Source organism: Pseudomonas sp. v388 (assembly GCF_003935425.1).
GTDB lineage: Bacteria > Pseudomonadota > Gammaproteobacteria > Pseudomonadales > Pseudomonadaceae > Aquipseudomonas.
In genome coordinates this window covers 30353-55612 of record NZ_RHQN01000003.1, presented here as the reverse complement: position 1 = coordinate 55612, position 25260 = coordinate 30353, and the positions used below count along the sequence as shown (strand labels likewise).

The window sequence follows — 25260 nt, the reverse complement described above, 5'->3', positions numbered from 1 at the left end:
CGGCTATCGACCGTTTCGAGAGACGTGGAGGACAACGATGGCTAAGGTGATCGGCACGGTTCGACAGGTGGCAGGCGATGTATTTGCAGTGTCTGCGAACGGGGAGCAGCGGCTGTTGCAGGCTGGGGATCGGTTATACGCCGGCCAGTACCTGCAAACCGGCACGGCCGGCGCGATTGCCGTGCGCCTGGCAAACGGCGGCGAGCTGACCCTTGGCCGTTACAGCCGGGTGTTGCTGGACGACTCGATCCTCTCGGGCCACGCCGCCCATGTGGAAACCCTCGATCCCGTGACACCGACCCTCAGTCTGACCCAGGCTCAGGAGCCGGTTCCGGAGCCGGCGCGCAACGAGCCGGCCGCCCTCAGTGAGGGCGGCGGCGGGCACAGCGTGGTCATGCTCACTGAAACCGGCGGCGAGGTCACACCGGTCATCGGCTTTCCTACCGAAGGGCTGACCATGAACCCGATCTTCCCTGAAGGACCCGACGCGTTTTTCGAGGGACGGCCCGACGCAACGCCGCCGGTGGTGGTGATCCCGCCAGTGCCGCCTGAGGTTGAACCCCCGGTGGTCGAACCGCCCGTCATCACCCCCGAGCCGCCGGTGATCGAGCCACCGGTCATCGATCCGCCTGTCATCGAGCCACCTGAGCCGGAACCGCCCTGTGAACCGCCGTGCGAGCCGCCGGTGGACCATGGCGTCACCGTCTCCGGGTCGGGGCTGACGCTGAATGAGGCAAACCTGCCGGGCGGGACGGCTCCCGACTCCGCCCGGCTGACTCAGCACGGCACCTTCACCGTTGACGCCCCGGATGGCCTGCAAAGCCTGACCGTGGGCGGTATCGAAGTGATCAGAAACGGCGTGCTCGCGGACTTTCCGCAGAGCATTTCCACGCCTTTGGGTAACAGCCTGAGCGTGACCGGCTTCGATCCGGTCACCGGCCAGGTCAGTTACAGCTACACCCTGCGCGAGCCGCTGACCCATCCGGCGGGTGAGGGGGCCAACAGCCTGGGCGAGCAGATCGAAGTGGTCGCCGTGGATCGGCAGGGTGACAGCGACTCGGCCCAGCTGGAGATCGTGATCGTCGATGACGTGCCGCTGGCCGGCGATATCGATACCGGCGTACCGTCGGTGCCGGCCAACACCAATCTGCTGCTGATCATCGACAACTCCGAAAGCATGAAATTGCCATCGGGGGTCGATGGCCTGTCCCGCCTGGACCTGGCCAAGCAGGCGCTCAATCGGTTATTGAGCCAGTACGAGGCGATGGGTGACGTACGGGTGCAGATTGTCACGTTCAATGTCCAGGCCGCGATCATGACCCCGGTCTGGGTTGATGTCGCCACCGCCAGAAGCATTATCGATGCCTTGGGTGCAGGCAACGGCACCGATTACGACGCTGCGCTGGCTGCCGCCCGGCAAGCGTTCGAACAGGACGGCCGGCTGACTGACGGGCAGAATCTTGCGTACTTCCTGTCCGACGGTAATCCGACGCTGTCTCCGGAGCATTCCGACCCCAACCCGCAACCTGATCCTGCCCAGGGCGATGGCATCGATCCAGCCGAAGAAGCGGTGTGGAAAGCCTTTCTCGACAGCCACGGCATCAAATCCATCGCGGTCGGGCTGGGCGGCGATGTCGATTCCCTGTACCTGAACCCGATTGCCTATGACGGTGCGCAAGGGCGCGATACCCAGGCGTTGATCGTCACCGACCTGGGCGAGCTGAAAGCCGTGCTCAGCGGCACCGTGCAAGGCGCCATCAGCGGCAGCCTGCTGGCAGGCGGCGCCTTCGGGGCGGATGGCGGCTTCGTCCAGTCCATCAGCGTGGACGGAGTGACTTACCGCTACGATCCCGAAGCCGGTCAGCCCATCAGCGGAGGAAACGGCAGCGAGCGCTACGACAGCGCCAGCCACACACTGACCCTGAGCACCGTCCAGGGCGGCACGCTGGTGGTCAACCTCAGCACAGGCGCGTTCAGCTACACGCCGGGCAGGGTGGATACGGCGCTGACCGAGCGCATCGGTTTCGTGCTCAGCGACAACGACGGCGACCGGGCCGGCGCCACGCTGACGATCGACGTGCCGCCGAACGTCACGGTGCCGGAGCCGACGCCGGAACCCACGCCCGAGCCGTGCGTCAGCGCCGGTGACGATCACATCATCACCAACGTGCTGGCGCCGCTGATCGAGCTGCCGGCTGCCGCATTGCTGGCCAATGATCACACCACCGACAGCACCGCATTGACGGCGACACCCACGCGCTTCGAGACCGGCTGGACGGATGCGGGCCGGGATTTCGTCGCGCCTGCCGTGTGCCCGATAGCGTTCAATGGACACCGCGACACTGCCGCCAATCAGTTCAAGGATCTGCAGCGCGCCGACTTCCACATCAGCGGCGCGGCGACCGCCATGCTGGTGATCAACGGCTACCTGGGCGCCTGGCATGGCGACACCTATAACCATCAGGATCTGTACAGCGTCGAGCTCAAGGCCGGCGAGACCTTGAAGATCGACACCAGCCAGCTGTCGGATCAGGTCGGCTTGGCCTGGCAGATGAACGACGGCGAGTTTCATGCGCTGGGCGCTGATGCCGCCTTCACCGCGACCGAAGACAACGTTTACCGCTTGCTGCTGGTTCACCAGCCGGATCCGGACGTGGTGAACAAAGGTCTGGATTACCGGATCGGTCTGAGCATCGACTACAGCGCGGTCGACAGCACACCGACCGTTGAAGCGTCCTACACGGCGCAGGACGCCCACGGCGTGAGTGACACCGCTCAGGTCACCATTGATTATCGACATGGCCCGACTTTGCTTGGCAGTGAAGGCGATGACGTGCTGCTGGGCGGGAACGGCACCGACTGTCTGTATGGCAATGGCGGCAATGACGTCCTGATCGGCGGTCAGGGCAACGACACACTAACCGGCGGCGAAGGCCATGACCGGTTCATGTGGCTGGCGGGTGACACCGGGCATGACCGGATCACTGATTTTGCAGTGGGCGTCGACACGCTGGACCTTTCACAGTTGCTGCAGGACACCGGCGGCGAGACGCTGGATGATGTGCTGCGCTTCCGGGTCTGCGGCACGGGCGAGGCAGTCGTCTCGACCATTGCCGTCGGCCATGACGCAGGGCAGACCATCGACCTGGCTGGCGTCGACCTCGCCGCCCGGTTTCACGTCACCCCCGGCGCCAACGGCTGGATCGCCGGCGGCACCGACACCGCCACCATCATCAACGGCATGCTCGGGGATCACTCGCTCAAGACGGATGTGGTGTGAGGCCCTGTATGTTTCGCGGATGTAATGCCCTTTTCGCGGGCAAGCGTGCTCCTACCGGCGTCGGTAAGTTTTTTGCCTGAGGATATAAAGCGTCACCAGCACCGCGCAGATCAGCATGAGCGCCCGTGCCCACGCGATCGGCACCAGATAGCAGGACAGGCTGATGCTGGCCCACATCAGGCCGATGGCGTAGACCTTGGCCTTGACCGGCATGCCGTTGCCTTGCAGATAATCGCCGATCCATGGGCCGAGCCGTTTGTTGTTGACCAGCCAGTTGTAGAAGCGCGGAGAGCTGCGGGCAAAGCAGGCGGCGGCCAGCAGCAGGAAAGGCGTGGTGGGCAGGATCGGCAGGAAGATTCCGATCACGCCCAGCGCCACGCTCAACCAGCCGATGCCCAGCAGGATATAGCGCACCGATCGATGACGACTGGTGCGCGGCAAGTCGTGCGCCATAGGCGCCGACTCAGTGGTGGCGGGGCTTGAGGATGGCCGGCTTTTCGTCCGGAGCCTGGCACAGCAGGTACAGCGCGGTCAGCGCTTCGGGGATCTGTACGATCATGTCGTCCATCAGGTTGGCATCCTGGGCGATGTCGGCGAACTCGGGCTGCTCGTCGAACAGACCCGAGCCGACCATGATCGGCAGCAGCATTTCGCTGACTTCTTCCTCGGCGCTCTCGAACCAGGCGTTTTCGCGCAGGAACACCCCTTCCATGAAGCCGATGCACCAGCCGCGCAGGTCCGAATCATCCGGATCGTCGCCCAGGTCCAGGTCGCACGGCAGCTCGAACTCTTCGTCCGAAGCCAGTTGACGGGCGATATGCGCCTGCAACAGCACCAGCGTGGTTTCGATCTCTTCGCGCTGGGCGTCGCTGGCGTAATGCGGCGGCTCGGAGAACAGGGCATCGATCCACTCGCGCTCCGGCACAGGCTCGGAGCAGATCGACAAGGCGGTCAGGTAGCCGTGGGCGGCCACGTAGTCCAGAGCTTCTTCGTGCAGTTCATCTGCATCGAGGAAGACTTGCAGGCGGGTAAGTTGCTCAGCGAAGGACATGGACGGACTACCTTGGACAATAAACGATGCTGAATTCTAGGCGCTGAGCGACCGGGGCGCCAGCGTGGATGCCGATTGCGCTAAATTTCGACCGCTCGTGTCGCCGCTGTCCATCGGCTTTGACGGCTCGGGTATACTGCCGCGCTTTGCAGTGCAGCAGGGCAGTGCAGCAGGACAATCTGGGGTTTCTATGCTCGAACAGGCACAACGCGTACTTAAAGACATCTTCGGCTACGACAGTTTCCGTGGTCGCCAGGGTGCCATTATTGAGCGTGTGGCCAACGGCGGCGATGCACTGGTGCTGATGCCGACCGGCGGCGGCAAATCGCTGTGTTTCCAGGTCCCCGGCCTGTTGCGCGACGGCCTGTGCGTGGTGGTTTCGCCGTTGATCGCCCTGATGGACGATCAGGTCGCGACCCTCGACGAACTGGGCGTCGCAGCGGCAGCGCTGAATTCCACGCTCAGCGCCGAGCAGCAGCGCGATCTGGCCAACCGCATCCGGCAGGGCGAGATCAAGATGCTGTACCTGGCGCCAGAACGCCTGGTGCAGCCGCGCATGCTGGCATTCCTGCAGAATCTCAAGATCGCCCTGTTCGCCATCGATGAAGCCCACTGCGTCTCGCAGTGGGGCCATGACTTCCGTCCCGAGTACCTGCAACTGGGGCAACTGGCGGAGATGTTTCCCGATGTGCCGCGCATTGCCCTGACCGCCACCGCCGACAAGCGGACCAGGGAAGAAATCGTCACGCGCCTGCATCTGCAGAATGCCGAACGCTTTCTGTCCAGTTTCGACCGTCCCAACATCTTCTATCGCATCGTGCCCAAGGAACAGCCGCGCAAACAGCTGCTGGCATTCCTGTCCGAGCGGCGCAGTGACGCCGGCATCGTGTACTGCCTGTCACGCAAGAAAGTCGACGAAGTGGCGGTATTTCTCAGCGAAAACGGCTACCCGGCGCTGCCGTACCACGCCGGGCTGCCCTCCGAAACCCGCGCTGCCAACCAGAAACGCTTTCTCAATGAAGAAGGCCTGATCATGGTGGCCACCATCGCGTTCGGCATGGGTATCGACAAGCCCAACGTGCGTTTCGTCGCCCACATGGACCTGCCCAAATCCCTGGAAGCGTATTACCAGGAAACCGGCCGGGCAGGACGCGACGGCCTGCCCGCCGATGCCTGGATGGCCTACGGTCTGCAGGACGTGCTGATGCTCAAGCAGATGCTGCAGAACTCCGAAGGCGACGAGCGGCACAAGCGCCTGGAACACCACAAACTCGATGCCATGCTGGCGCTGTGCGAAGAGACCCGCTGCCGCCGCCAGACGCTGCTGGCCTATTTCGATGAAGACATGCCCCAACCCTGCGGCCATTGCGACAACTGTGTCGACGGCGTGCAGACCTGGGATGCCACCGAGCCTGCGCGCCAGGCATTGTCGGCCATTTACCGCACCGGCCAGCGCTATGGCGTCGGCCATCTGGTAGACGTGTTGTTGGGCAAATCCAACGACAAGGTGGAAAGCTTCGGTCACCAGCACCTGTCGGTGTTCGGTGTCGGCAAGGGGCGCTCGGAAGGTGAGTGGCGCTCGCTGTTTCGCCAACTGGTGGCGCGCGGTCTGGCCGATATCGACCTGGAGGGCTACGGCGGCCTGCGCCTGAGCGACACTTGCCGGCCATTGCTGCGCGGCGAAGTCACGCTGGAACTGCGCCGCGACCTCAAACCCCAGACCACGGCGAAAAGCAGTTCCGGCAGCCCGGCCAGCCAGCTGGTGCGTGGCGAAGAACGCGAACAGTGGGAAGCCCTGCGCGCCCTGCGGCGCAAGCTGGCCGAAGAGCATGCCGTTCCGCCTTATGTCATCTTCCCGGACTCCACGCTGCTGGAAATGCTGCGCAGCAAGCCCGGTTCCATGGCCGAAATGGGCCGGGTCAGTGGCGTCGGCGCGCGCAAGCTGGAGCGTTACGGCGAGGCGTTCCTCGAAGTGCTCAGCGGCAAGGCCGAAGCGCCGCGGGTGGTCGCCGATGTGCGCCATGAATTGATCAGTCTGGCGCGGGCGGGCATGACGCCTGCGCAGATCGCCGGCCAGTTACAGTGCTCCGAGAAGAACGTCTACACCCTGCTGGCCGAAGCCATCGGCAAGCAGCAGCTGTCGGTGGAGCAGGCGCTGGATCTGCCCGAAGACCTGTTGGGTGAAATCCAGGACGCGTTCCTCGACGGCGAAGGCGAGCTGCCGTCGGTGGCCGCAATTGCCGAGCAGTTCACCGGCCGCGTTCCCGAAGGCGTGCTGTATTGCGTGCGCGCCGCGTTGCAGTCCGAGTTCGAAGTCTAGTGGCGACACGTGACGAATCGTCACGTTGTCGACCTTGCCTGAAAGCAGGGAGCATGCTTAGCTCGCTAACTATCAGATTCAACTCATGAGTTTCCTATGCCATTGACCGATGAACATCGTTTCGGTATGCAGCTTGCGCATATCTCCCGAGGCTGGAGAGCCGAACTGGATCGGCGCCTGGCTGACCTTGGCCTGTCCCAGGCGCGCTGGCTGGTGTTGCTGCATCTGGCACGTTTCGAAGAGGCGCCCACCCAGCGCGAGCTGGCACAGAGCGTCGGCGTGGAAGGCCCGACGCTGGCTCGCCTGCTCGACAGCCTGGAAAGCCAGGGGCTGGTCCAGCGTCAGGCTGTGCTGGAAGATCGCCGGGCCAAGAAAATCCTGCTTGGCGATACCGCGCTGCCTTTGATCGAAAAGATCGAGACCATCGCCAATGCGCTGCGCACCGAGTTGTTCGAAGGGGTGGATGAAGCTGAGTTGAAGGTCTGCATGCGGGTCCATGCCCGGATCCTGGCCAATCTGGAAAGATCCTGAGACGGCCCGACGCGTTCTCGCCCATACTCCTGAAACCGACTTCAACTTGATTACGTGAGAAGCCTGCTGTGGTTTCCATAAGGGTTCGCATGCTGAACAGTTCCCAGGCCGCTTTCCAGCGCAGCGCTCTCCGGGCGCGCAGTGCCAGTCACCGTTTTTGCACACGCCTGTTTGCGGCCTCGCTGGCCGTATCCGCCCTGGCCTGGTCAAGCTGGGCGTCGGCCCTGGGACTGGGCGAGATCACCCTGCATTCAGCCCTGAACCAGCCGCTGAATGCCGAGATCCAGCTGGTGGAAACCGCAGGCCTTGATGCCGACGACATCGTCGTGCGGCTGGCGTCTGCCGAGGCTTTCACCAAGGCCGGTATCGAACGCGGATTTTTCCTCAATGACCTGCGCTTCACCGCCGAGGTGCGTGGCAACCGGGGCCTGGTGCGCGTGGTGTCGAGCAAGGCCGTCACCGAACCCTATCTGAATTTTCTCGTGCAGCTGACGCAACCCAACGGCGACCAGTTTCACGAATACACCCTGTTGCTTGACCCGCCGACCTCGCCCGAAGGCCTGGCCGCGACCCGCAGCAGGCAGCAGCCAAGCGCGTCCGACGCCCAGTCGCGCATGCCGGTCGCACCGCCGCCTGCCGTGCAGGGCAAGCGTTATACCGTCGCCGGCGGCGACACGCTCAATGGCATTGCCCGGCGGGTACTGGGTCGCGGCAGCGATCAGTCGACCAGCCAGATGGCGGACGCTATCCGCGCGCTCAACCCGCAGGCGTTTCCCGGTGGTGCGGCGGTCGGGTTGAAGGCCGGTCAGGGTCTGTTGCTCCCTGACACGGCGGTGGTCCCGACTCAGGCGGCACCTGCCGCGGCAGCGGCGGCGACCGGCGAAGCGGATGAAATGCGCAAAGCTTCGGAACAACTGGCGGCCTCGACTCTGGAGAGCCAGCAGCTGGCCAGGGCGGTCGAAGAACTGACGGCCCGTGCCCAGGCCCTTCAGGAGGAGATGGCAAGCAAGGACAAGGAAATCACCAGCCTGCGCGCCGACCTTGCGCAGGCGCAGGCGCCCGCACCTGCGCCGGTTCCGGCAGCGCCGCCGGCAGCGGCTCCCGTCGCCGCAGCGCCTGCGGTCCAGAGCCAGCCGGACTCGTTCCTGAGTCTGCCATTGCTGTTGGGTATCCTGGCGCTGCTCCTGCTGCTGGTGGCTTACGCGCTCAGCAAACGCCGTCAACAGCGCCAGGCCGGTACGGCGCCGGTCGTGTCCCAGGACGATCTGCTGATCAAGCCTGCGCAGACGTCGGTGATGCCTGTCCATGAAGTGCCGGCGGTGGCCCCGCAGCCTCTGGCGACCGCAGCCCCCGCGCAGGCCCCGGTCAAGCCTGCCGCCACGCCACGCCACGCCGGTGGCGCGCCGGACGCGCTGGATGGCGTGAGCATCTATATCGCTTACGGGCGTTTCAGCGAAGCCATGGGTATTCTGCGCAATGCGCTGGAGACTCAGCCGGAGCGCGAGGACATCCGCATCCGCATTCTTGAACTGCTGGCCGAGCAGGGGGATGTGACCGGGTTCCTTCGCGAGGAGCAGAGCGCGCTGGAGCAAGGTGTCGAGCAACACAAGATCGACGAGATCCGCGCACGTTACCCGCAACTCAAAGCCAGCCAGCCGCCAGCGCCTGCGGTCGCGCCAATGCCGCTGCCGGTGCCGGTGCCTGTCGCGCCTACGCCGGTCGTGCCGGAGATGGATCTGCAGCTGGACGAAACCACCGCCGCCGCGCTCAACCCTGAACCGATCGATGAATTCCAGCTGAACCTGGATGATCTGTCGATGGATGCCGACTGGGACCTGGTCGACCCATTCGACGCACCGCCGGTTCGCCCTCGACCGCCCGCCGCGCAACCCAGTCCGGAAGTGGATCCGGGTTTCTCGTCGAATCTGACCGAATTGCCGGAAGTGTTCGAGCTGTCCGACGAGCAGTTTCTGAGCGACTTCGAAGAGCCTGAACCGATCCTGGTCGAGGATGACAACCTGGACGCTTCGGTGCCCGCCGGTGGCGACGCGCTGAGCGATGAGTTCCTCGACAGTTTCATGGGCGATGATTCGGAATTCGACCTGCTGGACCTCGATGAAGCACCGCTGACCCAGATCAATCAGGCGCAGATGCTGATCGACGATGGCGACTTCGACGCAGCGCGGGACATCCTGCATCGGGTGATCGAGGAGTCCGACGAGCAGCATCGGCAGATGGCGCGGGAAATGTTGGCGGGGATCAGTTAAGAATCAACTCCTGGGCACGGACGGCCTTTGTGGGGAGGAGGCTTGCCCGTGACCTGGCTGGTCCAGACGCGACATTTGTGACATCTGTAAAGATGTCGTCGCGAGCAAGCTCTCTCCCACAGGTCCGGCGCCGATCCGGTGGGCGCGAAGCAGGTATCAGTGCTTGCTACCCTGTGCCGCCATCGCCAACAGCTGCTTTTCCTGGTGCCAGTCGAACGGTTCGTCGTTCTGTTCGGCCTCGTAGCGACGTTCTTCCAGCGCCTGGTACAGCTCGATTTCATCATCGGGCATGAAGTGCAGGCAATCGCCGGCGAAGAACCACAGCAGGTCGCGCGGCACCAGATGGGCGATCTGCGGGTAGCGCTGGATGATCTGGCAAATGATGTCCTGGCCCAGGTACTGGCTTTCAATCGGGTCCTGCGGCAATTGCTCCATCAGCTCGTCGAACCGCTCCATGAACAGGGCATGGCTTTGCTCGGGAACCTGGTCGGCCTCGCCCAGCGCGACCAGAATGCTGCGCAGGTGCGCCAGCAGGCTGAGATGGTGGTCGAGAGTGGCGTCGGCCATGGTGTGATCCTCAAATACGAAAACAGGCGCGAGAGTATAAAGCTCTGCGCGCCTGCTGTGGGGACGAGCTGACGGTTATCGGATCTTGCCGGGCACTGCGATCAGCTCCTGCGGATCGAAGTCATCCACGTCGATGACCTTGCGTCGCGCCCCTTCAGCGGCCTCCAGCGCCTGTGCCTCGCCCGGCTGCAATATACCCTCGCGCAACGCGGCCTCGATCGCCGGCTCAGCGGCAGACGGTTTCAACTGGCCGCTCTTGAGCGCTGCGGACAGCTTCTTGCGGATCGGCAGCGACGCAGTCAGCAGGTCGCTGGCATGTTGCAGCGCGCCCACGGCATCGTCTGGCGACTGCGGGCGGTAGCAACCGCTCAACAACTCTTCCAGCGCCGGATCGCCCTTGGCGCGCCCCAGTACTTGCGCCACTTGCGCGTCAAGCTTGTCCGACGGCCCTTTGTGGCGTCGGCCGAGGGGAAACACGATGACCCGCAGCAGTGCGCCCAGCACCCGATTGGGGAAGTTGGTCAGCAACTCGTCCAGTGCCCGTTCGGATTCGCCAAGACTTTCTTCCATTGCCCACTGGAACAGCGGGCGCACGTGCTCCGGCTGGTCCAGGTCGTGATAGCGCTTGAGCGCCGCCGACGCCAGGTACAAATGACTGAGCACATCGCCCAGGCGTGCCGACAATCGCTCGCGCCGCTTCAGTTCGCCGCCCAGCAACATCATGCTCAGGTCAGCCAGCATGGCGAACGCCGCCGCCTGACGGTCCAGCGCCCGGAAGTAACCCTGGCTCAGGGCATCGCCCGGTGCGCGTTCGAAGTGACCCAGGCCCAGGTTGAGAACTAGCGTACTCGCCGCATTGCTGACCGCAAAACCAATGTGCTTGAGCAGCAAGGTGTCGAATTCGGCCAGGGCGTTGTCCTGATCCTCACGCCCGGCCAAGGCCATTTCCCGCAAGACGAACGGATGGCAGCGAATCGCGCCCTGGCCGAAGATCATCAGGTTGCGCGACAGGATGTTCGCGCCTTCCACCGTGATGAAGATCGGCGCGCCCTGCCAGTTGCGGGCCAGGTAGTTATTCGGCCCCATGATGATGCCCTTGCCGCCATGCACGTCCATGGCGTGGCCGATACATTCGCGGCCACGCTCGGTGAGGTGGTACTTGAGGATTGCCGACAGCACCGAGGGCTTCTCGCCCAGGTCCACGGCGTTGGCGGTCAGCATGCGCGCGCTGTCCATCAGCCAGGCATTGCCGCCGATCCGCGCCAGGGCTTCCTGAATGCCTTCGAAGGCCGACAGCGGCACGTTGAACTGCTCACGAACCTGCGCGTACTGGCCGGTCACCAGGCTGGTGTACTTCGCAGCGCCGGTGCCCACCGCCGGCAGGGAAATCGAACGGCCCACCGACAGGCAATTCATCAGCATCATCCAGCCTTTGCCGAGCATGTCCTGGCCGCCGATCAGGTAGCTCAGGGGAATGAACACATCCTTGCCGGAGTTGGGACCATTCATGAACGCTGCACCCAGCGGCAAGTGGCGGCGACCGATGTTCACGCCCGGCGTGTCGGTCGGGATCAACGCCAGGCTGATGCCCAGGTCTTGTTCGTCACCCAGCAGATGCTCAGGGTCATAGGCCTTGAACGCCAGCCCCAGCAAGGTCGCCACCGGGCCTAAGGTGATGTAGCGTTTTTCCCAGTTCAGGCGCAGGCCGATGACTTCCTCGCCTTGCCACTGGCCTTTGCAGATGATGCCGGTGTCGGGCATCGCACCGGCGTCCGACCCGGCCAGCGGACCGGTCAGGGCAAAACAGGGAATGTCTTCGCCGCGGGCCAGCCGCGGCAGATAGTGGTGGCGTTGCTCTTCGGTGCCGTAGTGCAGCAACAGTTCGGCCGGCCCGAGGGAGTTGGGAACCATCACGGTGGACGCCAGGTCGCCGCTGCGGGTCGCCAGCTTCATGGCCACCTGTGAGTGAGCGAAGGCAGAGAAACCTTTACCGCCAAATTCCTTGGGGATGATGAGGGCGAAAAAGCCATGCGTTTTCATGTGCGCCCAGGCTTGCGGTGGCAGGTCCATGGCCTGGCCGATCTCCCAGTCGCTGACCATGGCGCAGAGTTCTTCGGTCGGCCCGTCGATGAAAGCCTGTTCCTCGGCCGTCAGCTGAACCTTCGGATAGGCCAGCAGCTTGTCCCAGTCCGGACGCCCGCTGAACAGTTCGCCGTCCCACCAGACCGTGCCCGCATCGATGGCATCGCGCTCGGTCTCGGACATCGGCGGCAGGACTTTCTTGAACCAGGTGAACATCGGTGCGGTGAAATGCTTGCGGCGCAGGTCCGGCAGTGCCAGCGGCAGCAGCACGGCCAGCCACAGCACCCAGAAAATCGTCAGCAGCCAGCCCGGCGCATGGCTGAACACGCCCATCGCCAGCAGATAGACCGCGACGATTCCCAGTGCGGGCAACGGGTCGGTGCGCCGATGAGCCAGCCAGGCAATGCCGATGACCAGCACCACAATCCACAACAACAGCATAAGCAATCCTCCGTGATGAACGCGGGACGGGCCGCGCTGAAACCCCATGGAGGGTGACTGGACGCAGCGACTTGATAGTGACCCTGCGTGACCGAGGAAGTTGCGAACGTATCGGAGTAGACTGTGCAGCGAATAATCTTCACGACCACTGCGAGGGGAACGCAATGCTCAGAATCTGGGGCCGCAAGAATTCCAGCAACGTGCGCAAGGCGCTATGGATAGCCGAGGAAGTCGGAGTGCCTTATGAAACGCGGGACGCCGGCGGCGCGTTCGGGCTGATCGACGAACCGGAGTACCGGGCGAAAAATCCCAATGGCCGGATTCCGATGATTGAAGACGGCGACCTGGTGCTGTGGGAATCCAACGCCATCGTCCGTTACCTGGCTGCGCAGTATGCCGCCGGTACCGAGCTGTATCCGGCGGATGCCAGGGTTCGGGCCCAGGCCGACAAGTGGATGGACTGGACCACCTCGACCATCGCCGCGCCGTTCATCCCGGTTTTCTGGGGCGTGCTGCGCACTCCGGCCGCCGAGCAGGACTGGACCGCGATCAACGAAGGCGTAGTGAAACTGCACGGGCTGCTGGCGGTGGCCGATGAGGCACTGTCGCGTCAGCCGTGGCTGTCCGGCGAGGCATTCGGCATGGGCGATATCCCGTTGGGGTGTTTTGCCTACGCCTGGTTCGAAATGCCGATTGAACGTCCGCCGCTGCCTCACCTCCAAGCCTGGTACGAACGTCTCAAGGCGCGCCCGGCTTATCGCAAGGTGGTCATGACGACCCTGAGCTGAGCCGGTCGCCGGTCACGTGTCGACCTTTCGTCCCGACGCTTGATAATTACTATTAATAGATGTGTCTGTACTTGGGCGGGCAGGGCTTGCACCATTGTGGTCCTGACCGTTCATGCAAGTCGCCGCGGGCGGCTCGATCGATCTTCCTTTCTCCTGATGGGTACTTTTTCCGATATGTCTTCTGCTCTGTCCATCCGGCAGCTCACCAAAACCTACGGCAACGGTTTCCAGGCCCTCAACGGCATTGATCTGGACGTCGCCGAAGGTGACTTCTTCGCCTTGCTCGGGCCTAACGGCGCCGGTAAATCCACCACCATCGGCATCATCTCGACCCTGGTCAACAAGACCAGCGGCACGGTGAACATCTTTGGCCACGACCTGGACCGCGAGCCGGCGGCGCTCAAGCGCTGCATCGGTGTCGTGCCCCAGGAATTCAACTTCAACCAGTTCGAGAAAACCTTCGATATCGTCGTGACTCAGGCCGGCTATTACGGCATTCCGATGAAGGTCGCCAAGGAACGCGCCGAAAAATACCTGACCCAGCTGGGCTTGTGGGACAAGCGCGATGTGCCTTCCCGTTCGCTGTCGGGCGGCATGAAGCGTCGCCTGATGATTGCCCGAGCGTTGATTCACGAGCCGCGTCTGTTGATCCTCGACGAGCCGACTGCGGGCGTGGATATCGAACTGCGTCGCTCGATGTGGACCTTTCTCACCGAGCTGAACCAGAAAGGCATCACCATCATTCTGACCACTCACTATCTGGAAGAGGCCGAACAGCTGTGCCGTAACATCGGCATCATCGACCACGGCCAGATCGTGCAAAACATGGGCATGAAGCAGCTGCTCAACACGCTGACGGTCGAGACCTTCGTGCTGGACCTGAAAAATTCCCATCAGACGGCGCCGAACCTGATCGGCTACCCGTGCAAACTGCTGGACGGTCATACCCTGGAAGTCCAGGTCGACAAGAGTGTCGGCATCACCGCGCTGTTTACCCAGCTGGCACTGCAGAACATCGAAGTGCTGAGCCTGCGCAATAAATCCAATCGCCTCGAGGAGTTGTTCGTGTCCCTGGTGGAAAAAAACCTGGCAAAGGTGGCGCTATGAATGCCCATGACGGCGAGCTGCGCCCCAACCTGATTGCCCTGAACACTATCGTTTACCGTGAAGTACGCCGTTTCATGCGCATCTGGCCGCAGACGCTGCTGCCGCCGGCCATCACCATGGTTCTGTACTTCGTGATCTTCGGCAACCTGATCGGCCGGCAGATCGGCGACATGGGCGGCTTCACCTACATGCAGTACATCGTGCCGGGACTGATCATGATGTCGGTGATCACCAACTCCTACGGCAACGTGGTGTCGAGCTTTTTCGGCGCCAAGTTCCAGCATTCCATCGAAGAGCTGATGGTCTCGCCGGTCTCGCCGCACACCATTCTGGTCGGCTACACCCTGGGCGGCGTCTTGCGCGGGCTGATGGTGGGTTTCATCGTGACCCTGCTGTCGATGTTCTTCACCGACCTGCAAGTGCATCACCTGGGCGTGACCATCGTGGTCGTGGTGCTGACCGCCACCATCTTTTCGTTGCTGGGCTTCATCAATGCGGTGTTCGCTCGTAACTTCGATGACATCTCGATCATCCCGACCTTCGTGCTGACGCCGTTGACCTACCTGGGCGGGGTGTTCTACTCGATCAACCTGCTGCCGCCGTTCTGGCAGACCGTCTCGCTGGCCAACCCGGTCCTGCACATGGTCAATGCCTTCCGCTTCGGCATCCTGGGTGTGTCCGACATCCGCATCAGCATCGCCATGGGCTTCATGGTCATTGCGACCATCGCGCTGTACATCGGCTGCGCCAGGCTGTTGGTGAGCGGGCGGGGGATGCGGCAGTAATCAGCGCCACCTGATCCCGAATCGGAGTCAGGCCGTTGCGGGCTCCAGTGCAATCCGTACCGGCCTGTACACTCCCTGAAACACACCATCCCGCGCCATTTCATCCCTTGCGCTAATTCTTAAAGCTTTGCGCTTCAAAGGATTGATCATGCGCACAGGGATGATTGCGCTTGCCTTGGGTTTGCTGACGCTGCGTCTGTTGCCTGCGCTGCCGCCTGGCTGGCTGTTGCTGGTTTTGCCGGTTCTGGCCTTGATGCTGCTGCCGTTTCGCACCTATCCGCTGGCGCTTTTTCTGCTGGGTTTCACCTGGGCCTGTTTCTCGGCACAGCGAGCGCTGGATGACCGGCTGCCGCCGCGCCTGGATGGTGAAACGCTGTGGGTCACCGGGCTTGTCGTCGGCTTGCCCAGCCAACTTGACGGCGCAGTACGATTCGAACTGGCCAAGGCCACTTCCCGGCGGGCGAAGCTGCCTTCGCTGATACGAGTGTCCTGGTACGACGGCCCGCAGGTGCGCAGCGGCGAACGCTGGCGCCTGGCGATCAAGTTGAAACGGCCTGCCGGATTGCTCAACCCGGATGCGTTTGACTATCAGGCGTGGCTGCTGGGCCAGCGCATCGGCGCCAGCGGCAGCGTGGCGGATGGCCAGCGACTGGCAACGGCTTCCATGGCCTGGCGCGACAGCATTCGCCAGCGGCTATTGGCGGTGGACGCGCAAGGGCGCCAAGGCGCTCTGGCAGCGCTGGTACTGGGCGATGGCTCCGGCCTTGCGCGTGCCGACTGGCAGGTCCTGCAGGACACGGGCACCGTGCACCTGCTGGTGATTTCCGGCCAGCACATCGGCTTGCTGGCGGGGGTGGTCTATGGATTGATTGCCGGGCTTGCGCGTCGGGGCTGGTGGCCGCGTGCCCTGCCGTGGCTGCCGTGGGCCTGTGGTCTGGCCCTGGCGGCGGCGTTGGGCTACGGGCTGCTGGCCGGGTTCGACGTGCCGGTGCGGCGCGCTTGCGTGATGGTCGCCGTGGTGCTGTTGTGGCGGCTGCGCTTTCGGCATTCGGGTGTGCTGTGGCCGTTTCTGTTGTCACTCGATGCGGTGCTGATCTTCGAACCACTGGTCAGCTTGCAGCCTGGCTTCTGGCTGTCGTTCACGGCGGTGGCGATCCTCATGCTGATCTTCGGCGCTCGCCTGGGAGCATGGCGCTGGTGGCAGAGCTGGAACCGAGCCCAGTGGCTGATTGCAGTCGGCTTGCTGCCGGTATTGCTGGCCCTGAACCTGCCGGTCAGCATCAGCGGCCCGATCGCCAACCTGCTGGCGGTGCCTTGGGTCAGTCTGGTTGTCTTGCCGCTGGCGCTGTCGGGCACTTTGCTGCTGCCGGTTCCGCTGCTGGGGCCGGGTTTGCTGTGGCTGGCCGGCGGGGCGCTGCAGGGTCTGTTCGTGTTTCTGGGGTGGGTGGCCGCAGGGGCGCCTGCCTGGCTGTCGAGCGCTGTGCCCGGCTGGGCCTGGGTGCTCAGTCTGCTGGGCGCCCTGGTACTGTTGTTGCCGACCGGCTTGCCGATCCGCCCGTTGGGCTGGCCGCTGTTGCTGCTGTGCGTGTTTCCGCCTCTCAAGCCGGTTCCAGCCGGGCAGGTCGAGGTGATGCAACTGGATGTCGGCCAGGGCCTGGCGATCCTGTTGCGTACCCGGCATCACACGCTTTTATATGACGCCGGTCCGCGCTTCGGCGAATTCGACATCGGCGAGCGAGTCGTGGTGCCGGCCCTGCGCAAGGCCGCTGTACGCCGCCTGGACCTGATGCTGCTCAGTCACGCCGACGCCGATCACGCGGGCGGGGCGGCGGCGGTGCATCGGGCATTCCCGGTCGGCCGGGTGCTCAGCGGTGAACCGCATGAGCTGCCTGTGCAACTCGATGCCCGCGCCTGCAACAATCATGAGTCCTGGCAGTGGGATGGCGTGCGGTTCACTACATGGCGCTGGGAACAGGCGCCTGCGGGCAATCCATCGTCCTGCCTGTTGAGCGTCGAAGCCAACGGCGAGCGCTTGCTGCTGACCGGCGATATAGACGCGAACGTCGAGCGCGCGGCCATGGCCAGCGGCTTCGACCTGCGCGCCGATTGGTTGCAGGCGCCGCACCATGGCAGCCGCTCTTCCTCGTCACAGATGTTTCTGCGCGCCGTGGCGCCGAGGGGCGTTTTGATCTCCCGCGGGCGCAACAATTCGTTCGGCCATCCGCACCCGCTGGTCATGTCCCGTTATCGCTGGTTGAAAATCGCCAGCTATGACAGCGCGGAACTGGGGGCCATTCACCTGAGCCTGGGAACCTTCAGCCGGCCGCGTGCGCAGCAGGCCGAACGACGCTTCTGGCGAGACTGAAGGAGGCGGCAGCGGACAATACTGGCGACTGGCCCAGGAAAAGCACTTTTCTCGCCTTCAGGCATGGATGTTGATCTCGGGCTTCGGACAGTCGCCGACCCTATGCTAGAGTGGCGCCAATTTTTTGCGGGAGGCGTCACTGTGTGGGAGCTGGTCAAATCGGGCGGCTGGATGATGCTGCCGATCATTTTGAGTTCCATCGCCGCTGCCGGCATCATCATCGAACGGCTCTGGACGCTACGCGCCAGCCGCATCACGCCGCCGCACTTGCTGGGGCAGGTCTGGCAGTGGATTCAGGACAACAAGCTGGACAGCGAAAAGCTCAAGGAGCTGCGCGCCGACTCGCCGCTGGGTGAAATCCTGGCAGCCGGGCTGGCGAACTCCAAGCATGGTCGCGAGATCATGAAAGAGTGCATCGAAGAAGCCGCTGCCCGGGTCATCCACGAGCTGGAGCGTTACCTGAGCGCGCTGGGCTCCATCGCCGCCATGGCACCGCTGCTCGGTTTGCTGGGTACGGTACTGGGCATGATCGACATCTTCGGCTCGTTCAACAGCACCGGCGCGACTGCCAATGCGGGCGCGCTGGCCAGCGGCATTTCCAAGGCGCTGATCTGCACGGCTTCGGGGCTGATCGTGGCGATTCCGGCGATCTTCTTCCACCGGTTCCTGCAGGGCCGGGTCGACGAACTGGTGGTCGGCATGGAGCAACAGGCCATTCGTCTGGTCGAGGTGGTGCAGGGCGACCGTGAAGTCGACCTGCTCAATCCCAAGGTCGATCTCAAGGCTCTGGCCCGCAGCGGGGGCAAGAAGAAGTGAAGTTTCGTCGTCGCAGACCGCGGGAGATCATCGACGTCAACCTCGTGTCGTTGATCGACGTGGTGTTCATCCTGCTGCTGTTCTTCATCGTCACCACCACCTTCACCCGCGAGACTCAGCTGCGGGTGGACCTGCCCCAGGCGGTGACCGGAGCGTCGGCCGACGACGCGAACGCCAAGCACCTGGACATCGCGATCAACGCCGATGGCGTGTTTTCGTTGAATAACCAGCTGCTGCCGAAAAACGACCTGGACACCCTGATCGAAGCCCTGCAGCGTGAGTCGGCGGGCGACACCAGCCTGCCACTGTCCATCAGCGCCGACGGCAAGACCCCGCACCAGTCGGTCATCACGGCCATGGACGCCGCCGGCAAGCTGGGCTTCAGCCACCTGCGCATGACCACAGTCGAGGCCTCACAGGCTAATTGATGGCACTGACCGACCGTTTACTCGACGCCTGGTACGCCGGCCACCCGGCGCTCGGGCTGCTGCGTCCCCTTGAATCCCTTTACCGACGTGTGGTCAACGGCAAGCGTCAACGCTTTCTGGCGGGCGAGGGCGATATCTATCGTGCGCCGGTGCCGGTCGTGGTGGTGGGCAACATTACCGTGGGCGGCACCGGCAAGACGCCGTTGATCCTGTGGATGATCGAACACTGCCGCCGCAAGGGCTTGCGGGTCGGTGTGGTCAGCCGCGGCTATGGCGCCAGGCCGCCGAGCCTGCCGTGGCGGGTTCAGCCGGATCAGGACGCCGCGCACGCCGGCGATGAGCCGCTGTTGATCGTGCAACGCAGCGGTGTGCCGCTGATGATCGACCCTGACCGCAGTCGCGCCGTGCAGGCGTTGCTCGCTGCCGAAGCGCTGGACCTTATCCTGTCCGATGACGGCCTGCAGCATTACCGGCTGGCGCGGGACCTGGAACTGGTGCTGATCGACGCCGCCCGCGGGCTGGGCAATCGCCGCTGTCTGCCGGCCGGTCCTTTGCGCGAGCCGGTCGAGCGCCTGGACAGTGTCGACGCCTTGCTCTACAACGGCGCCACCGCTGACCGCGATGACGGCTATGCCTTTACCCTCAAGCCTTCGGCGCTGGTCCATCTGCGCAGCGGCGAGCGCCGCCCGGTGGATCACTTCCCGGCCGGCCAGGCGCTGCACGCGGTGGCGGGCATCGGCAATCCTCAGCGTTTCTTCAAGACCCTCGAAGGATTACACTGGCAACCCATTGCCCATGCTTTCGCCGACCATGCGTCTTTCAGTGCCCAAGCCCTGGCGTTCACGCCTGCATTACCGCTGGTCATGACCGAGAAGGACGCGGTGAAATGCCGGGCCTTCGCGGCAGATGACTGGTGGTATCTGGCAGTGGATGCGGTTCCTTCCGACGCTTTCATCCGCTGGTTCGATGAACAGCTGCTCCGTTTCTCTCCTTGATTGCTTCAGGATCTCCTATGGACACCAAATTACTCGACATCCTCGCCTGTCCGATCAGCAAAGGGCCGTTGAAGCTCAGTGCCGACAAGACTGAACTGATCAGCAAGGGCGCAGGCCTGGCCTACCCGATCCGCGACGGCATCCCGGTGATGCTGGAAAGCGAGGCGCGCACCCTGTCCGCCGAGGAGCGTCTGGAAAAATGACTGCTGCCTTCGTCGTTGTCATTCCGGCGCGCTACGGCTCCAGCCGCTTTCCGGGCAAACCCTTGGCGCAGATCGCCGGCAAGCCGATGATTCAGCATGTCTGGGAACAGGCGCGTAAAAGCAGCGCCCAGCGTGTGGTGGTGGCGACCGATGATGCGCGCATCGTCCAGGCCTGCGAAGCGTTCGGCGCCGACGTGGTGCTGACCCGCGAGGATCACAATTCCGGCACCGATCGCCTGGCCGAAGTGGCCGAGCAACTGGGCCTGGCGGCGGACGCCATCGTGGTCAACGTCCAGGGCGATGAGCCGATGATTCCACCGGCGGTGATCGATCAGGTCGCGGCCAACCTTGCGGCGCACCCGCAAGCGAGTATTTCGACCCTGGCAGAGCCCATCGAGGATGTAGCAGCGCTGTTCAATCCCAACGTGGTCAAGGTCAGCAGCGACGTCAACGGCCTGGCCCTGACGTTCAGCCGCGCACCATTGCCCTGGGCCCGGGACGCGCTGGCCAAGACCCGTGATGAACTGCCGGCAGGCGTTCCTTACCGTCGGCATATCGGCATATATGCCTATCGGGTCGGGTTTCTGCATGACTTCGTCAGCTGGGGACCGTGCTGGCTGGAAAACACCGAAAACCTCGAGCAGCTGCGTGCCTTGTGGAACGGCGTTCGCATTCATGTGGCCGACGCCCTCCAGGCACCTCCCGCTGGCGTCGATACGCCCGAAGACCTGGAGCGCGTCAAGCGCTTGCTGGAGATCTGACGTGGCGACATGCCCATGAGCCTGACCATCCAGTCGGCAGTTTCCCTCAAGCCTTTCAACACCTTCGGCGTGGACGTCGTGGCGTCGCAGTTCGCCGAGGCGCACAGCGATCAGGACGTGCTCGATGCGCTGGTCTACAGCCGGGAGCACGACCTGCCCTTGCTGGTGATCGGCGGCGGCAGCAACCTGCTGCTGACCCAGGACATCCAGGCGCTGGTGCTGCGCATGGCCAGCCGGGGTATACGCATCTTGCGTGAGGATTGCTCCGACGCCATCGTCGAAGCGGAGGCGGGTGAGCCTTGGCATCCGTTCGTGCAATCGTGCCTGGAACTGGGTTTGGCAGGGTTGGAAAACCTCAGTCTGATCCCCGGCACCGTCGGCGCCGCACCCATGCAAAACATCGGTGCCTACGGGGTCGAGATCAAGGATGTGTTCCACAGTCTCGTCGCACTGGATCGACAGAGCGGCGAAGTGCGGGAATTCGGTCTTGAAGACTGTGCATTCGGCTACCGCGACAGTGTCTTCAAGCAGCAGGTTGGGCGCTGGTTGATCCTGCGGGTGCGCTTCTCGCTCAGCCGCGTGGCCCGCTTGCACCTGGAGTACGGGCCGGTTCGCCAGCGCCTCGACGAGATGGGCATCAAGGAGCCGTCCCCGCTGCACGTCAGTCGGGCAATCAGCGCGATCCGCAGCGAAAAGCTGCCGGACCCTGCAGTGCTGGGTAACGCCGGCAGCTTCTTCAAGAACCCTGTCGTCAGCGGCGAGCGCTTCGCCGTGATCAAGGGCGCTCATCCTGGTGTGGTGGGCTATCCCCAGGCTGACGGCGGTGTAAAGCTGGCGGCAGGCTGGTTGATCGAGACGGCGGGCTGGAAAGGCTTACGCGAGGGTGATGCCGGCGTACATGCGCTGCAATCGCTGGTGCTGGTCAATTACGGTCAGGCCAGCGGCACTCAGCTGCTGAATCTGGCACGGCGCATCCAGCAAGACATTGGCGAACGTTTCGGCGTGGAGCTGGAGATGGAGCCGAACCTTTACTAGCAGCAGGCCAATCTGCCTGTATCTCTGTGACTGACCCATCGCTGCCGCAGCAAGCCGCCCGTAGGAGCGGACTTGTCCGCGAAGAGGTCGATACAGCCAACACATCCGCGTCGTCTGGAAGTCAGTCTTCGCGGACAAGCGGAGCGCCGCCCGGTCCGCTCCCACTGCGCGCCTGATCCAGAGCATAAAAAAAGCCCTACCTGCTTACACAGGTAGGGCTTTTTCATGGGCGGGGATCAGACGAGAGGTTTGGTCTCGGTCTCTTCCTCGGCCTTGGGCTCGACAGCTGCCCCTTGTTGCGCTTCCGCCAGGCGGCGAGCTTCTTCTTCACGCTTGCGACGGCGCACTTCACGAGGATCGTTCGGTGCGCGGCCGGTGCTGCTGACTGGCAACGCAGGCGCTTCAGTCGGGACAGGCGCGGCTTCGACCTTAGGCGCTTCCTCTGGGGCTGCTTCTGCAACCGCCTGAGGGGCAGCGTAAGGCGCAGGTGCTTCCTGCACGACGACCGGCTCGGAAACCGGCAATTCAGCGGACTCGGAAGCCGGAGCTTCTTCAGCCTTGGCCGGCTCGACTTCAACCTCGACCGGCGCTTGCGGCGCAGGGGTTGGAGTGAAAGGCACCACGCGCTCGGCGTGAGGCGCGTCGGCCTGCTCGGTCGCGGCCGCCAGAACCGGCGCTTCCACCTGTGTCGGCTCGACTTCGACTTCCGGAGCGGCGTCGGCTTTCGGCGCTGCATCGGCAATCGGTGCTTCGACGGCCGGAGCTTCCACCACGGCTGGCGTTTCTACCGAAGAGGCCTCGACGTGCGGAGCCTCGAAGGCTGGTGCTTCAACAGCCGAAGTGTCCGCTACCGCAGCTTCGACGATTTCAACGGCCTTCACTTCCCCGGCCTTGGCCGGTTCTTCGGCGGCAACCGGTGGTTCGACAGCCTGGTTGGCACGTTCTGCCTGCTGGTGCGCATCGGCCTCGGCTTCTGCGCTGATCACGCCGCCGGCAACGGCTGCGGTCACGGCTACACCGGCAGCCAGTTCGGCACCGTTGTCATCGCTGCCGTTCTCGTCGGAGCCTTCGATCACATCACCGTTGGCATCACGCTGACGCTCACGACGGTTGCTGCGACGACGCTGGCCGCGGGAGCGACGGCGAGGGCGGTCGCCTTCGCTGCCTTCCTGACCATCGTCCTGCGCCTGCTCTTCGTTGAGCAGCAGTTCTTCCTCTTCACCGGCTGCGGCGACAGCCTGCTCGGCGCGTGGCTGACGCTCTTCACGAGGCTCGCGGACTTCACGCGGTGCGCGTGGCTGACGCTCTTCACGCGGGGCACGTTCAGGACGCTCTTCACGGGGAGCGGTGTCGGCGGCCGGTGCGGCATCCAGCGGTTCACGCAGCTCGCGGACCGGACGGTCCTCGCGGGACTTGCGGTCGCCACGTGGCGAGCGGGCCGGACGTTCTTCGCGCGGAGCACGCTCTTCACGAGGCGCACGTTCTTCACGCGGAGCACGTTCCTCGCGAGGGGCACGTTCTTCGCGCGGCTCACGCGGTGCACGTTCGGCACGCTCTTCGCGCGGTGCACGTTCTTCACGTGGCTTGCGCTCTTCGTCGCGACGGTTGTTGCGGCCACGGCTCTGTTGACGACCGTTGCGGCGTTCTTCGTTGCGGGCAGGGCGTTCGGCGGCCGGCTTCTCGACCACAACCGGCGCGGCCGGCTCTTCCTTGGTCGCGAACAGGCTGACCAGGGATTTCACCAGACCTTTGAACAGGCTCGGTTCGTGGGCGACAGGCGCGGCAGCGACAGGCTGCTCGGCGACCGGAGCCGGCACCGGAGCGCTGGCGCGTGGCGGAGCGGTCTTGACCGCGGCTTCCTGGCGAACCAGGGTGCGGGTCGCGGCGGCCTGAGGGGCCATTTCTTCCACTTCGGCGGCAGCCGCAGCGATTTCGTAGCTGGTCTGGGCGTTGTTGGCTTCCGGGCTGTCATCACGCAGACGCTGCACTTCGAAGTGCGGCGTTTCAAGATGATCGTTCGGCAGGATCACGATGCGGGCGCGGGTGCGCAGTTCGATCTTGGTGATCGAGTTGCGCTTTTCGTTGAGCAGGAACGCGGCAACCGGGATCGGCACCTGGGCGCGCACTTCGGCAGTGCGGTCTTTCAGGGCTTCTTCTTCGATCAGGCGCAGGATCGCCAGCGACAGCGATTCGACGTCACGGATGATGCCGGTGCCGTTGCAACGCGGGCAGACGATGCCGCTGCTTTCGCCCAGGGATGGACGCAGACGCTGACGGGACATTTCCAGCAGGCCGAAGCGCGAGATGCGACCCACTTGAACGCGGGCGCGGTCGGCTTCCAGGCTTTCGCGGACTTTCTCTTCCACGGCGCGCTGGTTCTTGGCCGGCGTCATGTCGATGAAGTCGATGACGATCAGGCCGCCGATGTCGCGCAGACGCAGTTGACGGGCGATTTCCTCAGCCGCTTCCAGGTTGGTCTGCAGGGCGGTTTCTTCGATGTCGCTGCCTTTGGTGGCGCGTGCCGAGTTGATGTCGATGGACACCAGGGCTTCGGTCGGATCGATGACGATGGAGCCGCCGGAAGGCAGTTCGACGACGCGCTGGAAAGCGGTCTCGATCTGGCTTTCGATCTGGAAACGGTTGAACAGCGGAACGCTGTCTTCGTACAGCTTGATCTTGCTGGCGTACTGCGGCATCACCTGGCGGATGAAGGTCAGGGCTTCTTCCTGGGCTTCGATGCTGTCGATCAGCACTTCGCCGATGTCCTGGCGCAGGTAGTCGCGGATGGCGCGGATGATGACGTTGCTTTCCTGGTAGATCAGGAACGGAGCCGAGCGATCGAGGGAAGCTTCCTTGATCGCGGTCCAGAGCTGCAGCAGGTAGTCGAGGTCCCACTGCATTTCTTCGCTGCTGCGGCCAAGGCCGGCGGTGCGAACGATCAGGCCCATGTCGGCTGGGGCGATCAGGCCGTTGAGGGCTTCGCGCAGTTCGTTGCGCTCTTCGCCTTCGATACGACGCGAAATGCCACCGGCACGCGGGTTGTTGGGCATCAGGACCAGATAGCGGCCTGCAAGGCTGATGAACGTGGTCAGGGCTGCGCCCTTGTTGCCGCGTTCTTCTTTCTCGACCTGAACGATGACTTCCTGGCCTTCGCTCAGGACGTCCTTGATGTTGACGCGACCTTCAGGGGCTTTCTTGAAGTATTCGCGGGAGATTTCCTTGAGGGGCAGGAAGCCGTGGCGCTCGGAGCCGAAATCGACAAAGGCAGCCTCAAGGCTGGGTTCGATGCGAGTGATGCGGCCTTTATAGATGTTGGCCTTCTTCTGCTCGCGTGCACCGGACTCGATGTCCAGATCGTAAAGGCGCTGGCCGTCTACCAGAGCAACACGCAACTCTTCGGGTTGAGTTGCGTTAATCAGCATTCTTTTCATGTAGTAC

At 63.7% G+C, this 25260-nt stretch carries 19 protein-coding genes; 14 read left to right on the top strand and 5 right to left on the bottom strand.

Annotation, left to right across the window (positions count from 1 at the left end; all coding sequences use genetic code 11):
* The first annotated feature begins 37 nt into the window (after window positions 1-37).
* On the top strand, window positions 38-3280 hold the full coding sequence (locus EGJ27_RS25175; protein WP_125830162.1) for a retention module-containing protein: 3243 nt from the start codon (window positions 38-40) through the stop codon (window positions 3278-3280).
* A gap of 51 nt (window positions 3281-3331) precedes the next feature.
* Here EGJ27_RS25175 and EGJ27_RS07800 read toward each other — a convergent pair whose 3' ends face one another.
* Window positions 3332-3733 (bottom strand): YbaN family protein, encoded by a 402-nt coding sequence (locus tag EGJ27_RS07800; protein ID WP_125830161.1) that lies wholly within the window; start codon window positions 3731-3733, stop codon window positions 3332-3334.
* Between the two features lie 10 nt (window positions 3734-3743).
* The gene (locus EGJ27_RS07795) at window positions 3744-4331 is read right to left on the bottom strand and encodes a YecA family protein (RefSeq protein ID WP_125830160.1); all 588 of its coding nucleotides are present in this window, start codon (window positions 4329-4331) and stop codon (window positions 3744-3746) included.
* A 190-nt stretch (window positions 4332-4521) separates the two neighbouring features.
* On the opposite strand from EGJ27_RS07795, the gene recQ reads away from it, so the two are divergent.
* The 3 genes from recQ to EGJ27_RS07780 all read left to right on the top strand — a co-directional run bounded on the left by recQ (window position 4522) and on the right by EGJ27_RS07780 (window position 9449).
* Complete coding sequence (gene recQ, locus EGJ27_RS07790; protein ID WP_125830159.1) at window positions 4522-6651, top strand: DNA helicase RecQ; 2130 nt, start codon at window positions 4522-4524, stop codon at window positions 6649-6651.
* A gap of 96 nt (window positions 6652-6747) precedes the next feature.
* The gene (locus EGJ27_RS07785) at window positions 6748-7182 is read left to right on the top strand and encodes a MarR family transcriptional regulator (RefSeq protein WP_125830158.1); all 435 of its coding nucleotides are present in this window, start codon (window positions 6748-6750) and stop codon (window positions 7180-7182) included.
* A gap of 89 nt (window positions 7183-7271) precedes the next feature.
* Complete coding sequence (locus EGJ27_RS07780) at window positions 7272-9449, top strand: FimV/HubP family polar landmark protein (RefSeq protein ID WP_125830157.1); 2178 nt, start codon at window positions 7272-7274, stop codon at window positions 9447-9449.
* A 156-nt stretch (window positions 9450-9605) separates the two neighbouring features.
* Here the strand turns inward: EGJ27_RS07780 and EGJ27_RS07775 are convergent, their stop codons facing one another.
* Together EGJ27_RS07775 and EGJ27_RS07770 are read right to left on the bottom strand one after the other, a co-directional pair.
* Window positions 9606-10016, bottom strand: coding sequence for a PA2817 family protein (locus EGJ27_RS07775; protein ID WP_125830156.1), 411 nt, complete (start codon window positions 10014-10016; stop codon window positions 9606-9608).
* A gap of 75 nt (window positions 10017-10091) precedes the next feature.
* Window positions 10092-12539, bottom strand: a complete 2448-nt coding sequence (locus tag EGJ27_RS07770; RefSeq protein ID WP_125830155.1) for an acyl-CoA dehydrogenase — start codon at window positions 12537-12539, stop codon at window positions 10092-10094.
* A gap of 164 nt (window positions 12540-12703) precedes the next feature.
* Here EGJ27_RS07770 and EGJ27_RS07765 point away from each other — a divergent pair, with 164 nt between their 5' ends.
* The 10 genes from EGJ27_RS07765 to murB all read left to right on the top strand — a co-directional run bounded on the left by EGJ27_RS07765 (window position 12704) and on the right by murB (window position 21822).
* Window positions 12704-13327 carry a glutathione S-transferase family protein gene (locus tag EGJ27_RS07765; protein WP_125830154.1) on the top strand — a complete coding sequence of 208 codons (624 nt, stop codon included), beginning with the start codon at window positions 12704-12706 and terminating at the stop codon, window positions 13325-13327.
* A gap of 174 nt (window positions 13328-13501) precedes the next feature.
* On the top strand, window positions 13502-14434 hold the full coding sequence (locus tag EGJ27_RS07760; protein ID WP_125830153.1) for an ABC transporter ATP-binding protein: 933 nt from the start codon (window positions 13502-13504) through the stop codon (window positions 14432-14434).
* On the top strand, window positions 14431-15219 hold the full coding sequence (locus EGJ27_RS07755; RefSeq protein WP_125830152.1) for an ABC transporter permease: 789 nt from the start codon (window positions 14431-14433) through the stop codon (window positions 15217-15219). Before EGJ27_RS07760 ends, EGJ27_RS07755 begins: the two co-directional genes overlap by 4 nt.
* A gap of 148 nt (window positions 15220-15367) precedes the next feature.
* Window positions 15368-17584 (top strand): DNA internalization-related competence protein ComEC/Rec2, encoded by a 2217-nt coding sequence (locus tag EGJ27_RS07750; protein WP_125830151.1) that lies wholly within the window; start codon window positions 15368-15370, stop codon window positions 17582-17584.
* A gap of 141 nt (window positions 17585-17725) precedes the next feature.
* Window positions 17726-18400, top strand: coding sequence for a MotA/TolQ/ExbB proton channel family protein (locus EGJ27_RS07745; protein WP_177522979.1), 675 nt, complete (start codon window positions 17726-17728; stop codon window positions 18398-18400).
* Complete coding sequence (locus tag EGJ27_RS07740) at window positions 18397-18828, top strand: biopolymer transporter ExbD (RefSeq protein WP_125830149.1); 432 nt, start codon at window positions 18397-18399, stop codon at window positions 18826-18828. The genes EGJ27_RS07745 and EGJ27_RS07740 overlap by 4 nt, the downstream gene beginning before the upstream one ends.
* A complete protein-coding gene (gene lpxK, locus EGJ27_RS07735; RefSeq protein ID WP_125830148.1) occupies window positions 18828-19823 on the top strand; it encodes a tetraacyldisaccharide 4'-kinase in 996 nt (331 codons plus the stop codon). Before EGJ27_RS07740 ends, lpxK begins: the two co-directional genes overlap by 1 nt.
* Before the next feature lie 17 nt (window positions 19824-19840).
* Entirely contained in the window at window positions 19841-20026 is a 186-nt protein-coding gene (locus EGJ27_RS07730; RefSeq protein ID WP_125830147.1) for a Trm112 family protein, read from the top strand.
* Window positions 20023-20787, top strand: a complete 765-nt coding sequence (gene kdsB, locus EGJ27_RS07725; protein WP_125830146.1) for a 3-deoxy-manno-octulosonate cytidylyltransferase — start codon at window positions 20023-20025, stop codon at window positions 20785-20787. The genes EGJ27_RS07730 and kdsB overlap by 4 nt, the downstream gene beginning before the upstream one ends.
* A gap of 15 nt (window positions 20788-20802) precedes the next feature.
* On the top strand, window positions 20803-21822 hold the full coding sequence (gene murB / locus EGJ27_RS07720; protein WP_125830145.1) for a UDP-N-acetylmuramate dehydrogenase: 1020 nt from the start codon (window positions 20803-20805) through the stop codon (window positions 21820-21822).
* A 236-nt stretch (window positions 21823-22058) separates the two neighbouring features.
* Here the strand turns inward: murB and rne are convergent, their stop codons facing one another.
* Complete coding sequence (gene rne, locus EGJ27_RS07715) at window positions 22059-25244, bottom strand: ribonuclease E (protein WP_218568049.1); 3186 nt, start codon at window positions 25242-25244, stop codon at window positions 22059-22061.
* Window positions 25245-25260: the final 16 nt, after the last annotated feature.